This is a genomic window from Winogradskyella sp. A2 (genome assembly GCF_046762865.1).
Taxonomy (GTDB): Bacteria; Bacteroidota; Bacteroidia; order Flavobacteriales; family Flavobacteriaceae; genus Winogradskyella.
The window spans coordinates 131,442-144,663 of sequence record NZ_JBKQXM010000005.1; the positions used below are offsets into that span (position 1 = coordinate 131,442).

At 31.5% G+C, this 13,222-nt stretch carries 14 protein-coding genes; all 14 read right to left on the reverse strand.

Going from position 1 to position 13,222, the window contains the following annotated elements; translation table 11 throughout:
* Positions 1-7 precede the first annotated feature (7 nt).
* On the reverse strand, positions 8-1,165 hold the full coding sequence (locus tag ACFWV9_RS11235; RefSeq protein ID WP_411895314.1) for a glycosyltransferase family 4 protein: 1,158 nt from the start codon (positions 1,163-1,165) through the stop codon (positions 8-10).
* Positions 1,165-2,010, reverse strand: coding sequence for a glycosyltransferase family 2 protein (locus tag ACFWV9_RS11240; RefSeq protein WP_411895315.1), 846 nt, complete (start codon positions 2,008-2,010; stop codon positions 1,165-1,167). The genes ACFWV9_RS11235 and ACFWV9_RS11240 overlap by 1 nt, the downstream gene beginning before the upstream one ends.
* An 11-nt stretch (positions 2,011-2,021) precedes the next feature.
* Positions 2,022-2,684: a CatB-related O-acetyltransferase gene (locus ACFWV9_RS11245; protein WP_411895316.1), complete on the reverse strand. Its 663-nt coding sequence runs from the start codon at positions 2,682-2,684 to the stop codon at positions 2,022-2,024.
* A 14-nt stretch (positions 2,685-2,698) separates the two neighbouring features.
* Entirely contained in the window at positions 2,699-3,496 is a 798-nt protein-coding gene (locus ACFWV9_RS11250; RefSeq protein ID WP_411895317.1) for a hypothetical protein, read from the reverse strand.
* Between the two features lie 17 nt (positions 3,497-3,513).
* Complete coding sequence (locus tag ACFWV9_RS11255) at positions 3,514-4,521, reverse strand: glycosyltransferase family 2 protein (RefSeq protein WP_411895318.1); 1,008 nt, start codon at positions 4,519-4,521, stop codon at positions 3,514-3,516.
* 5 nt (positions 4,522-4,526) lie between these two features.
* Entirely contained in the window at positions 4,527-5,762 is a 1,236-nt protein-coding gene (locus ACFWV9_RS11260) for a glycosyltransferase (protein ID WP_411895319.1), read from the reverse strand.
* A 3-nt stretch (positions 5,763-5,765) separates the two neighbouring features.
* A complete protein-coding gene (locus ACFWV9_RS11265; RefSeq protein ID WP_411895320.1) occupies positions 5,766-6,722 on the reverse strand; it encodes a glycosyltransferase family 2 protein in 957 nt (318 codons plus the stop codon).
* A 7-nt stretch (positions 6,723-6,729) separates the two neighbouring features.
* Complete coding sequence (locus tag ACFWV9_RS11270) at positions 6,730-7,428, reverse strand: class I SAM-dependent methyltransferase (RefSeq protein ID WP_411895321.1); 699 nt, start codon at positions 7,426-7,428, stop codon at positions 6,730-6,732.
* Between the two features lie 6 nt (positions 7,429-7,434).
* Positions 7,435-8,031 (reverse strand): CatB-related O-acetyltransferase, encoded by a 597-nt coding sequence (locus tag ACFWV9_RS11275; RefSeq protein ID WP_411895322.1) that lies wholly within the window; start codon positions 8,029-8,031, stop codon positions 7,435-7,437.
* The gene (locus ACFWV9_RS11280; RefSeq protein ID WP_411895323.1) at positions 8,028-9,341 is read right to left on the reverse strand and encodes an ABC transporter ATP-binding protein; all 1,314 of its coding nucleotides are present in this window, start codon (positions 9,339-9,341) and stop codon (positions 8,028-8,030) included. Before ACFWV9_RS11280 ends, ACFWV9_RS11275 begins: the two co-directional genes overlap by 4 nt.
* Positions 9,341-10,213 (reverse strand): ABC transporter permease, encoded by an 873-nt coding sequence (locus ACFWV9_RS11285; protein ID WP_411895324.1) that lies wholly within the window; start codon positions 10,211-10,213, stop codon positions 9,341-9,343. The genes ACFWV9_RS11280 and ACFWV9_RS11285 overlap by 1 nt, the downstream gene beginning before the upstream one ends.
* Positions 10,214-10,340: 127 nt before the next feature.
* Positions 10,341-11,318, reverse strand: coding sequence for an SDR family oxidoreductase (locus ACFWV9_RS11290; protein WP_411895325.1), 978 nt, complete (start codon positions 11,316-11,318; stop codon positions 10,341-10,343).
* Positions 11,319-11,336: 18 nt separating this feature from the next.
* A complete protein-coding gene (locus ACFWV9_RS11295; RefSeq protein WP_411895326.1) occupies positions 11,337-12,632 on the reverse strand; it encodes a nucleotide sugar dehydrogenase in 1,296 nt (431 codons plus the stop codon).
* Positions 12,629-13,219 (reverse strand): sugar transferase, encoded by a 591-nt coding sequence (locus ACFWV9_RS11300; protein ID WP_411895327.1) that lies wholly within the window; start codon positions 13,217-13,219, stop codon positions 12,629-12,631. The genes ACFWV9_RS11295 and ACFWV9_RS11300 overlap by 4 nt, the downstream gene beginning before the upstream one ends.
* Positions 13,220-13,222: the final 3 nt, after the last annotated feature.

A 13,222-nucleotide genomic window follows, 5' to 3' on the forward strand; every position in this document is an offset into this window, starting at 1 on the left:
TGAATGATTAGCTTGAAAGCTTAAAAATAGCATTTTTATATTGACTTTTTATCTTGTCCTTTTGATATTTATCAAGATATCTCAATCTATTTTCCATAGAAATTTCAGTAATCTCATTGCTACTTAATTTTTTAATGTCTTCTAGCGCTTTTTTTAACGAATTAACTTCATTTACATTAAACCAGAATTGGTTCTTCAATTCTTTTAACCTGGTAGGCATTGCGCCAACCTTTGTAGAGATTATCAACCTTGCTGAAGCCATTGCTTCTAAACCAACTAATGGGCCGGATTCTTCATGAGACGGTATTATTATAGCATCAGCATCTTCAATTTGCTTTACAATTTCATCTTGATTTAAAAATCCTAATATTTCAATATTTTTATGTGACTCTGTTATTACTTTTAGTCGTTCTAACTGTGCACCATCTCCAACAATTTTAAGATTTAAGTCAGTATCTAGTTCATTGAAAATATTAACAAAATCAACTATACCTTTTTCTTCTGAAATCCTGCCAACGTACAAGAGTTTATTGAAGGTTTCTACTGGCTTTATCTCAAGCATCTCCTCCTCTTTGAATGTACACTGATCTATTAAGGTGTAATTATAGTTTTCTATGAATTCTAACTTTTTTACATTGGATTTTGAATGATGAATAAATAATGTTATCTCTTTTAACCAACTCATCGCTACAATATCCGATTCTTTAATAGTAGTAGATGTTCTTAAAACTATCGGCTTTTTTAAACTATGCGAATAATCAGCAATTTCTTTTAGATAATTACTAGTTAGTTGCATGCAAAGAACAACAATATCACTTTGATTTATTTTTTCTTGTAATTGATTAATAGCAAACGTCCTATAACCAATACTTTTTGCTATTGTGTTGCTCACATATGAATATTTATCTTGATTCTGTTTTGACTTTAAAGCACTTAATTGTGCTAGAAGCTTAAACCAAATATTCTTCTTATAAATACATTCATTTAAGGTCTTAACTTCTCTTGCTGATACAAAATCAAACAATTGAGAATTAGACGTAAGGTTACCAGTAGATAGTATTTCAACATCAAAATCTTCGGACAAACACTTTGCCATGAAACCAGTTTCTAGTTCCCTGCCTCCAATGTCTCCAATCGGACCAATGAATAATATCTTTTTTCTCATTACTTATTTCCAAATAATTTCAAAAGTTTGGCACTTATACCTAGCTGAACTGTAGCAAGTTTTCTAAAAAAAGGGGATTTATCAATTAACTTTAGGTATCTAAATCGTTTGTTGGTTTCAAGGAATTTATCAAATATATAAGTATCATGTTCATTATTGTATACCCTTGGAAAATACATTTCAAGCACCTTATGTCTTTCTTTATAAACTTCATCAAAATTTGATTCTTTAGAAGAAACTCCTTTTGTATCAAAAACTGTTATTGTATGCGGAATTTTTAAAAATGACTCATTATTTAAACCTAATACTTTAATAAAAAATGCCCAATCAGACACAATTTTAAATGACTCATCATATAAGCCATAGGTAGAAAACAGTTCTCTTTTAATGAAGGTAGACGGATGAGAAATGGCATTGCCAACTAAATAAGAAAATGTTATTTTTTCAGGATGTTCTCGAAGTCTAGGACCAGTTATTTCATCAAAAATTATATTACCTGATAATACAGAGTAATCTTGCTCTAAATATTTAAGCACACGCGCAACAACCTCATTGTTTTCCAGATAATCACCACTATTTAAAAACAACACATATTTACCTTTGGCTTTTTTAATACCTTTATTCATCGCATCATAAATACCTGAATCAGGTTCACTTGCATAACTCAGATTTTCGTATTTAAATGATTGAATAACATTTAAGCTATCATCTGAAGAATTACCATCAATAATAATATGTTCAATATCCTTATTACTTTGATTACTGACGCTTTCCATAGTTTTTTTAAGCCCAGTGGCATCATTGTAATTGATGGTGATTATAGATAATAATTTATTGCTACTCATAAAGGCAGTTTTTATTTCTTTCTGTATTTTTCGACAAACGTATCAATATCAAAAAAGTATTTATTGACACCCTTCAATTGGTCATCATTAAAATTCCACCATTGAATTTCCTTTAATGCTATACGCTGGTCTTCATTAAACCTGTAATTATTTATTGCTATTGGGTTACCGAATGCAATGGCAAAATCTGGGATGCTTTTAGAAACAACCGATCCTGCACCAATAATTGCACCATCACCAATATTAACACCATCTAATATTGTAACATTGGCACCTATAAAAACATCATTTCCTATGGTTATTGGTTTTCTTTCTTCAAATAAATCTTCATTTGCAAGTGAATCACTATTTTGTTTTTGAGTACTATAAAAATAAGGACTAGTTGATATTCCATCAGTAGGATGAATACCCCAGCCACACAACAAATTTGGTCCTATAGAACAAAATCTTCCTATTTCAGTTCTCGAAATTTTCGAGTTTGTTGCAATATAAGTTCCTTTCGCTATTTTAACATTTATAAGTCTATATGGTTCTACAATATTGGTTAATTCTGACTGTATAGTTTTGATTTTGATATTAGATAGGGATTCAAGTTTTAACTGTTTAGTTAAAATTGGTTTTAATTCCGGAGCGCAAAAACCTAGAATTCTATTTATTGCCTTTCTAATAAACATCTTACTTTTGGGTTTTAATCCATTATTAATTCGTGTTTCTTATCAAAATCAAACACATCAAAATCTGAAAATGGATCATAATTTAAAATGTTAAGTCCTTCTCTTTCAGCTTCGGTTTTTAGAATTTCGTATTGTTGATACATCTCGTACTCTTTATAAAGACGTGCTTTCGGAAAAGGTTGCTTTTGTTTTTCGTAGGCAATTTCTATTCCTGCTTTATCAAGATAATACTCTAGAGATGGTTTGTCATGGCTATAAAAATGAGTATATGGTTTAATACATTGCCAATCGTGATTAACACCAAATATTCCTGTTTTTGGTAAATTACAATATATAGCTAATTGCAATGCTACTATAGTAACACTCCACGGTGATAAAATTGGCTTTGTAAAATCTACAGGTACTTCTCCTCCATATGAATAAAAGAACACATTCCTATCCTTAAAGACAACATCTGCAACTTCCTTATCTCTTTTTTCAACTAAAAGTGGTACACCCTCAGGCAAAACACTATTACACCTTGTCCACCACTCTATTAACACTTCTTTAGTTATTGGCGGATGGGACGCTGCAAATATGTGAATTTTAGGTTCAATAGATTTAATGTCAGGATGTTCAAAAAAATTGCCGACACTAATTACCATATCTTTTGAAAAAACCGATAAATCTAACTTATTTATTGAAGATGCAGAGCCTAAAACAACAGCTTGCTTAAAGTTTGCAAACATTGATTTTAATTCAACATTTCTACTATACAATTTATAAGGTTGTTTTATTATTCTTCTTACTCTTCTTTTAATTCGAGATATCATTATTGATGTTTCTTTTCTTATTTATGGGTTGATGGTGTTGTTCTGTAATTATATTGTGGATAATAAAACAAATCATATCCTTTTTTGAAAAACAACACCAAACCCATCGCAAGTATAATTTTAATAAAATGATTCTTTAGCTTATTGGTACTTAACGTATAACCAACAAGATAATGCGAATGACTAAAACAAAGTCTTAGTCTTTCAAAAAAACTAGACTTTAATAGATTTAAATTGTAATAATTCACTGCTTGTCTATAAAAAACGTATTCCATTAATCGTTGTTCATCATTCTTTTCCTTTAAGGTATTAAAAACCGTGTTAAAATATTTAAAAACCGAATTTTGTGCCAAATAAGATTTCTCAGCACCTTTGGTAATACTTTCTTGACCAACTCTTACATAAAACAAAGCATCTTCAAGATAAAGGTAATTTGGGTTTGAAGCTAACATTCTAAAATGAAAATCACTTTCTTGAGCGCGCTTCATTGTCTCATCAAATAAAATCTTGCCGTCTAAAAAACTTTTTCTCCATAATGGAGCAGGTGTGTAAAAAAACAATCCATTAAGTAAATAATCTTCTAGATAGTTATCTGAGTTTAAAACATGTGGTTTTATAGTTAATGCGTCAATCGCAATACCTCGTACAAACTTTCGACCTAAGCAAGCACAGAAATCTAGTGATTTGTCTTCTAATAATTTTGAAATTCTCACTTTCAGAAAATCTGGGTGCATGATATCATCACTATCGAACCAGTTAATAAATTCTCCTTTTGAATTCTCAAAGCCATAATTGCGACAAGCATTTGCGCCTTTAACTTTATTGAAAGGTCTTTTTAAAAATTGAAATCTAGAATCCAATTTTATATAAGTCCCTAGCAAGTCTTCAGTATCATCCGCACTACCGTCATCTACAACTATACACTCCCAATTTTTATAAGATTGAGCCAGTATACTATCAAGTGTCTCAGGTAAGATCTTTGCACGATTATAAGTTGGTATTATTATAGATATTAATGGTGTCATGAGTGTTAAATCGCCTTATATAAATCTATTATTTTTTTAGATTGAATCTTACTATTAAATTCTTTTTCAACATACTTTCTACCAGCCCTCCCCATTTTGTCAATCAATTCTGGATTTTTAAAAAATTTTTGAATTGTATCAACCAATTCTTTAACATTCTTTTCTTCTATAATAAATCCTGTAATTCCATTTTTTATAGTCTCAGGGATACCACCAGAATTGAATCCTATAACGGGTATACCAGTAGATTGTGCTTCAGCGGTAACTAATCCTTGTCCCTCAGCTCTTCCTGTTTTATCTGTTATTGAAGTCATTAGAAATAAATGACTGTCATTCAATACATCAATTACCTCAATTTGAGATTTGGTTTGCTTAATGGTCACATGCTCTTCAACTCCGAATTGGGAAATCAGTTCTTGAAGATTATTGCGTTCTTCACCAGAACCGATAATTGTGTAATGAATCTGATGACCTTTATCAACAAGTGACTTAACAGCCTCAATTCCCAAATGCTGTCCTTTTAATTTTATTAATCGTCCAACCGTAACCAAATTCAACTGCTTTCCTAGAGTTCTATTTTTAAGTTGAAACTTATTTATATCGACACCAACAGGATTAACAACAACTTTATCTTCTGGAGCCTTTAATAGTTTTAAATTATTTACTAAATATTTTGAACTAGTAATTATTAAATCTGAGTACTTAAACAAATTTTTATAAGTTAGCTCTAACCCATTTCTAGTTTCTTCGGTCGAAAATGTATCATAACCATAAAAGGTAGTCACTATTTTTCCTTTAATCGCGCCTATTTCTTTCATGTCCGCTAATAGTTGACCACTAATGGCAAAATGTCCATGAAATATATCAACGCTCTCGTATTGAATAAAAACACCTGCCTGAAACCACATTTTAAGTGATTTAGACTTTGCTCCATATTTAGAGTTATTCAAAGTTTTGAAAAAGACTGACGCAAATCGTAAATTTTTCAGCAAAATTAAACTTGCTTTTAAAATTCGAAACACCTTATTCTTTGGGATTTTTACATTGTATGATCTAGCTATATCATAAAGACCATAGGAATTAAATAATTGCAATTGAGAAGTTGCCTCCTTGGGTTTTAAATTATTAACTAATATATGTGATTCCCATCCTTCCTTAATGGTTTCAACAATATGATTAACAATAAAGGTTTCGGATTTTGAAGGGAAATCATTTATAACATGAACAATACTTTGACCCATTAACTAATAATTTAAATAATGTTTCCCTCGTACTTTTGTTATTGCCCTACTTTTTTCACATTGTAGTTTAATGTCATCGAGCAATTTTAGATGCTTTATTCCGCCTTTGATGTGCTTGAAATTAAACCGAAATAAAGCGAATACTATTTCTTTTCTTATTTGATTTTTAGCATACTTTAATTTCACTAACCAATTATCAATATTGATATCAGCAAATTTCATTTTACTTCTGTAGTCTATCTTATAAAAATAAGTTTCTGAGTACTTTTCAACCTTTTCATAGGTTCTTTCACCTGTATCGTGCATTACCTTACAATTAGGTAACACACCTATTTTGAAACCGTGATACTTGAATCTTTGTGTAAGATTTACATCTTCACCAAGATGCTTGAAGATTGGATCAAATCCACCAGTTTGTAGTAATATTTTTACTGGAATAAACCAACATGCTGCAGCCACAAAAGGTACTTCATAGATTGGCCTTATCTTTTTTCCTAATACAAAATCTGAATAGAAATCTTTATTGTTGTTATGTGACAGATATTTTGAAAAGGAAGACTCTAAATAATCACCTTTCCAATCGCAATGAAGTGGGCTCAGAATGCCATAATCACTAAAATTACATGACGTCCTTATTAGACTTTTAATGGCGCCTTTTTCCATTTTAGCATCCTGATTAAGCAACAGGACATATTCGGCTTTTTTACTTAATGCATGCGATATCCCTATATTGTTAGCCTTGCCAAAACCAAGATTATTGTTTTGTTCTAAAAGAATAACATCACTGAAATTGTTCTTAATAAATTCTAATGTACCGTCCGAGGATTGATTGTCAACAACAACAACAGTTGTTTCCTTAACAACAGAGTTTATGCAATCTTCTAACCATTGCATACCATTATATGTTACAATTACTGTAAAAACCCTTTGCTCTAAATTATTGTTATTTACAGTATCCATATATCATTTAGAGTAGTTCATTAACGTGGTTTTTATCAACTAAATTGATAAGGCTGGTATCATTTAATAAATCATCGTAGGTCAGTTGATTAACTTTTTTAAAAATAACTTCATCTATTTTAAAATCCTCTATTAATGAGTTTTTTTCAATGTAGCCTAAACCATAATCTGTATCTAAAACACAAACATTCAGTTTCTCACCATATTTTTGTTTCAGATACACTATAGTCTTCCATACATCACCAGTCCATTCGCCCGTCCAACCTTCAAGTTTCATAGCAATGGCTTCCTTAAACGAATTTGCATATGTTGATGCGGCTCGATTTGGTGGCATACAATCGTGCATTACAATAATACCATCGGTATCTATATACTTCATTGAATTTAAGACGTCTAATAAACTGGCCTTAAATGTATGTAGACCATCTACAAAAACAACTTGTGGTCTGTATTTTGAAGCAAATTTTCCGTTTTTTTCAAAAAACACATCACTTGTAAGTTCAAAATATTTATTGAATAAATTATTGGCATTTTTTACTATCCATTTGAACTTTCGTTTTAATGGTATATTAAACTGAGGGTCTACGGCAACCTTATATTTGCAGTTAATTGGAAAAAAGGATTCACCTTTATACGTACCTATTTCAAGGTACCTTTTGAATCCTCTTTTATTTACTATTTCTTGTATTAAATCAACTCTCTTCATGAAGTATTAAACCCTATGTTTTTCTATAAATAAATCAATATTATTAGACATTATTAGACTGTAATTAGCTTTGATTTTATCCATATCCCAATCCCACCAAGCAACTGCTTTCATATTTGAAATTTGTTCATCTGTAAATCTATATTTTAGATGCTTTGCAGGATTACCTCCAACTATTTCATAATCTTTTACATCTTTTGTAACAACACTACCAGCGCCTAGTACCGCGCCATCACCTATTGTTATACCTGATAATATTGTAACATTATTCGCTACCCAAACGTCATTACCAATTTTTACACCACCTTTGGATTTTTTATCTCTTATTTGATAATCGCCTTTGAAAAAAGTAGTGAATGGAAAGGTTGAGACAAAATCGCTATGATGTTCACCTCCAATTAAAATATTAACGTTATCAGCAAAGGAGCAGAAGCTACCAATCTCCAAATCCGTACCATCATTATAATCATAAACTTTTGGAAATCCATAGGTCATGGTTCCTATAGAATATTTAGCATAGAGAGGGTTATCTTTCATAAATTTACTAGGAGTAACCTTCTTTTTATCTGGACCATTAACTAGTCTTCTTAGAAATTTTTTCATTCTAAATTGCTTTTTTCAATATCCCATTGAAGCATTGGTCTAATTAGTCCAGGCCACTTACCTCCCACATTAATTCTATCCTTTTCAAATTGAGGTTTATCAATTACCATAAATGTTAGGGCATTATTCAGTTTTACGTGCAGCATATGTGGATTATAACTACCTATTGCAACCAAAACTTTATATCTACCTTCAGCCAAGAAGTTACCAGGCACTCTACAAGTCGTTTTAATAATACTATTATCATTATTATGAATCTTTTTCCAATCAGGATTGTCGAATTCGTTTGATGCAAAAAGTATCACATCCTTTTCGTCAATAATATGAATTATTGCAGTGTTCTTATTATCCCTATTTGTATTTAAGTATTCAATGTTAACCCGAATCTCTTCCGTAACATCAAAATCAAAATTCAATTCGTTTTTGGAATTTGTCACAGAAATTGATTTTAACTTAGCATTAATGTTTCCTGGTTCCTCGCCTTGAGACCATACTTTATGAGTTTTTGCTTTAGTTTCACCTATAATGTAGTCATCAACAATCTCTTTAGGATTTCCAATTTTGGAAATAGTACCGTTTTCTAGTAAAATAACCCGAGTAGTAAGTTTTAATATTGCATTCATATCATGACTAACAAACAATACCGTTCTACCTTCACCTTGGCTAATATCTTGCATTTTACCAATTGCCTTTTTCTGGAATTCAGCATCTCCGACAGCGAGTACCTCGTCTACAACTAAAATATCTGGCTCTAAATGTGCGGCAACCGCAAATGCCAATCGCACTTTCATACCAGAAGAATATCGTTTTACTGGCGTGTCTATAAATCGTTCACAACCTGAGAACTCAATAATTTCATCTATTTTATCATTGATCTCAGCTTTTGTCATTCCTAATATTGCACCATTGAGATAAATATTTTCTCGACCCGTCATTTCTGGGTGAAATCCCGTTCCTACCTCTAATAACGAAGCAATTCGTCCTTTGGTCTTTATTATACCTTGTGTAGGCAATGTGACTCTTGATAAGATTTTTAAAAGGGTAGATTTACCTGCGCCATTTTTACCAATAATGCCAAGAACCTCACCTTTTTCAACTTCAAATGAAATGTCATTTATAGCCCAAACATAATCTGATTTTCCTTTAGTACTGCGAACATTGGTTTCAACAACCTTTAAATATGGATCTTCCTTTCCCCTAATTTTGTACCACCATCTATTTAAGTCATGACTAATCGTACCAGTACCGACCAATCCTAATCGATAAATTTTACCAACATTCTCAGCTTTTAAAATAACATTAGATTCCATTAAATAGTATCTATAAAACTTTTTTCCGTTCTGTTAAAAATAACTAATCCAAATAAGAAAATTAAAGAACTGATTACTGATGCATAAATAAGCATCGTTATATTTAATTCGGTATTATCAAATACCATTGTTCTAAAAGATTCCACGATAATCGCTATAGGATTCCACTCAATTAACCAATAGTAATCTGGTAACTTCTCTTTAAAATATGACATTGGGTACATCACTGCTGAACCGTACATTAATAATTGCACAGCAAACTGAATCAAGAATTTTAAATCCCTGTATTTAGTCGTCATGGATGTGATAATCATTCCTAAACCTAAACCAAGCATCGCCATTAACACAACCAATATCGGAAATAATAAAAAGGAAAATTGTGGCATTAAGTCATTATATTCTCCAGAAAGGGATTTAAAATAAATATAGAAACCTAAAAACAAAACCAGTTGGATTGCATATTTCAATAAGTTAGAAACCACTACGGACATTGGCATTATAACACGAGGAAAATATACTTTTCCAAAAATATTTTCATTTTTTTTAAATGTATCACTTGTACCAATTAGGCAATCTTTAAAGTAATTCCAAGTCGTAACACCAGCCAGATTAAAAAGGAAATTTGGAATACCTTCTCCAGTTGGTATATCAGCAAGATTGTTAAAAATTAGAGTAAATATTAATGAAGTAAATAGCGGTTGTAAAAAATACCAAAGCGGTCCAAGAATAGTCTGCTTATATAATGTGATAACATCTCTTTTTACAAAAAGAACCAACAAATCGCGATAGCGCCAAATCTCCTTAAAATTAAAATCAATTAATTTTTTCCTTGAGGAGATAGTATATAACCAATTTTCTTCGGTTGTTTTCAATTATCACATTTTAGTATGAGCGAATATAACAAATGAAACCTTGCGAATTAATGATTTATAATTGCACTTATTAAAGTGATTTTAACAATATGTCAAACCAAAATTGTATAAACTAATTTTCAGAAAATTAATTAAAGGAATCCCAGGTAATTTTCAAGCCTTCTCGAACAGTATACTGAGGTTTGTAAGCTAATAAACGTTCAGCTTTTGAAATATCTGCTAAAGAATCTCTGACATCGCCTTGTCGTGGTGGTCCATAAATTGCCTTTAATTCTGACCCAGCTGCTAATCTTAGTGAATCCCATAAATAATTAATAGTAATGCGTTCTCCACAAGCTACATTAAAGACCTCATTTTTAGCATCTTTTGAAGCAAAAAAGCCTTTAACGTTAGCCTGAACAACATTATCTATAAAAGTAAAATCGCGAGTTTGTTCACCGTCGCCATTAATCTTTGAAGGAATATCATCTTTTAAGGCTTGCATAAACAATGGAATTACGGCAGCATAAGCACCATTTGGACTTTGTTTAGGCCCAAAGACATTAAAATATCTTAATCCAATTACATCAGTATCATAAGTTGTTCCGAATACATCTGCGTACAACTCATTAACATACTTTGTAACCGCATATGGAGATAACGGCTTACCTATTTTGTCTTCAACTTTAGGTAAAGATTTACTGTCACCATAAGTAGAACTTGATGCAGCATAAACCATCCGTTTCACAGTTTTACTATCCTTGAGAGCAATCATCATATTTAAAAAGCCCGATATGTTGACTTCATTGGTAGTTGCCGGATCGTTTATTGAGCGTGGAACAGAGCCTAATGCGGCTTGATGAGATACATAATCCATATCCTCCATCGCTCTTTTACATGTATCAAGATTACGAATATCACCTTCAATCAACTCAAAGGCAGGATTCTGCATAAACTCTTGTAGATTTTCTCGGTAACCATTAGAAAAGTTATCTAAAACTCTAACTTTTTTGGCATTATACTTTAAAAGGTATTCCACTAAATTAGAACCTATAAAACCTCCTCCTCCAGTAATTAAAAAACTTAACTGCGAAATATCTTGATGGTGGTGCGGATTTGAGTACATAATATGGTTTATTGTATTTTAAAGACGTGCGTCAATAGTATCAACAGGAAGCAAGGATTTAACATCAAAGGTTACACATCCACTTGCTTTTAACTTATTTAAATTGATTTCTAAGAATTCTTTGTGCGATACTGCTAAAATTATTGCATCATAATCTGAATCTAAATTCTTAATATCTGATATTAAGTCTAAACCATACTCGTGTTTTACCTCAGCTTTAGATGCCCATGGATCATATACATCAACATTGACATGATAAGATTGTAATTCTTGAATAATATCAATTACTCTAGAATTTCTAATATCAGGACAATTCTCCTTAAAGGTAATGCCTAAAACCAATGTTTTAGAGCCTTTAATTGTTGCTCCTTTATTAATCATCATCTTAACCGTCTCAGTAGCTACATAACTTCCCATGCTATCATTCATCTTACGCCCAGCAAGAATAATCTCTGGATTATATCCTGACTCAATCGCCTTTTGCGCTAAGTAATATGGATCTACACCGATACAATGACCACCTACTAGTCCAGGAGAAAACTTTAAAAAATTCCACTTAGTGCCTGCTGCTTCTAAAACAGCTTTTGTATCAATATCTAAAATTCTGAAAATCTTAGACAACTCATTCACAAAAGCAATATTTATATCACGCTGTGAGTTTTCAATCACCTTGGCTGCTTCCGCTACTTTAATAGAAGGTGCTAAATGTGTCCCAGCTGTAATTACTTTTTTATAAAGATTATCAACTTTTTTAGCTATTTCTGGAGTTGAACCCGATGTTACCTTTAAAATCTTGGTTACAGTATGTTTCTTATCTCCAGGATTTATTCTTTCTGGTGAATATCCTGCGTAAAAGTCTTTATTGTAAGTTAAACCAGAAGTTTTTTCAAGCACTGGAATACAAATATCTTCAGTTGCTCCTGGATATACTGTAGATTCATAGACAACAATATCATCCTTTGCCAAAACTCTACCTACAGATTCACTGGCTTTTATTAAAGGAGTAAATACTGGTTTATTTAATGCGTCTGTTGGTGTTGGTACTGTCACTATATAAATATTAGCAGCCGCCAGGGCATCAACATCATCCGTGATATACAAACCTAAATCAGAATTTAAATTCGAAGTAAGAACTGCTTTGAGATCTTCATCTTCAACTTCTAAAGTATTATCTACACCGGAATTTAATTCATTGATTCGTTGTTTGTTAATATCAAACCCAACAACCAAGAACTGCTTCGCAAATTCAACGGCAAGTGGCAAACCGACATAACCTAAACCAATTATGGCAATTTTATCTTTTGTGTAAGTCATTTGTTAAAAGTAGATTTTATAATGAATTTCAAATCTAAATAAAAACTGTAATTCTCTACGTACTTTTTGTTGATTTTCACTTTATCTACCCAAATAATCGTTCTATTGTATTGCTCAGGATCTTTTTGTCGTTCTAATACACGTTCTTCATCTCTGTATTTCAAAGTTGCAGGGCCAGTTATGCCTGGTTTAACAATTAAAATTTTCCTATCATCACCTTCTAACTCATCCGCAAAACCTTGTAAATCAGGTCTCGGGCCAACAAAACTCATATCACCTTTTAAAACGTTAAAAATTTGCGGGAGTTCATCTAGTTTAGTTCTTCTTAAAAATTTCCCAAAGCTTGTAGCACTTCTGTCCAGTTGCCCTAAATGATGTTTTTCTTCCTTTAATGTTCTTAACTTATATATCTTGAAAAGATTACCTTGTTGACCGACCCTAAACTGTGAAAAAACTCCCCAGTTTTTAGTGTCGATACTACAGATTAGAATTAATAAAATTATCGGTAGAATCAAAATTGGCAATAGTATCAATGCCAAAATAAAATCAAAATAACGTTTTACTCTTAATTGAGAACGTGTTATCAAACT

Excerpts from the sequence above, each read along its gene's own strand:
- ACFWV9_RS11295 (WP_411895326.1), bottom strand. The coding sequence starts at position 12,632 with ATGACTTACACAAAAGATAAAATTGCCATAATTGGTTTAGGTTATGTC.
- ACFWV9_RS11250 (WP_411895317.1), bottom strand. The coding sequence starts at position 3,496 with ATGATATCTCGAATTAAAAGAAGAGTAAGAAGAATAATAAAACAACCT.
- ACFWV9_RS11235 (WP_411895314.1), bottom strand. The coding sequence starts at position 1,165 with ATGAGAAAAAAGATATTATTCATTGGTCCGATTGGAGACATTGGAGGC.
- ACFWV9_RS11240 (WP_411895315.1), bottom strand. The coding sequence starts at position 2,010 with ATGAGTAGCAATAAATTATTATCTATAATCACCATCAATTACAATGAT.
- ACFWV9_RS11255 (WP_411895318.1), bottom strand. The coding sequence starts at position 4,521 with ATGACACCATTAATATCTATAATAATACCAACTTATAATCGTGCAAAG.
- ACFWV9_RS11265 (WP_411895320.1), bottom strand. The coding sequence starts at position 6,722 with ATGGATACTGTAAATAACAATAATTTAGAGCAAAGGGTTTTTACAGTA.
- ACFWV9_RS11275 (WP_411895322.1), bottom strand. The coding sequence starts at position 8,031 with ATGAAAAAATTTCTAAGAAGACTAGTTAATGGTCCAGATAAAAAGAAG.
- ACFWV9_RS11290 (WP_411895325.1), bottom strand. The coding sequence starts at position 11,318 with ATGTACTCAAATCCGCACCACCATCAAGATATTTCGCAGTTAAGTTTT.
- ACFWV9_RS11280 (WP_411895323.1), bottom strand. The coding sequence starts at position 9,341 with ATGGAATCTAATGTTATTTTAAAAGCTGAGAATGTTGGTAAAATTTAT.
- ACFWV9_RS11260 (WP_411895319.1), bottom strand. The coding sequence starts at position 5,762 with ATGGGTCAAAGTATTGTTCATGTTATAAATGATTTCCCTTCAAAATCC.
- ACFWV9_RS11245 (WP_411895316.1), bottom strand. The coding sequence starts at position 2,684 with ATGTTTATTAGAAAGGCAATAAATAGAATTCTAGGTTTTTGCGCTCCG.
- ACFWV9_RS11270 (WP_411895321.1), bottom strand. The coding sequence starts at position 7,428 with ATGAAGAGAGTTGATTTAATACAAGAAATAGTAAATAAAAGAGGATTC.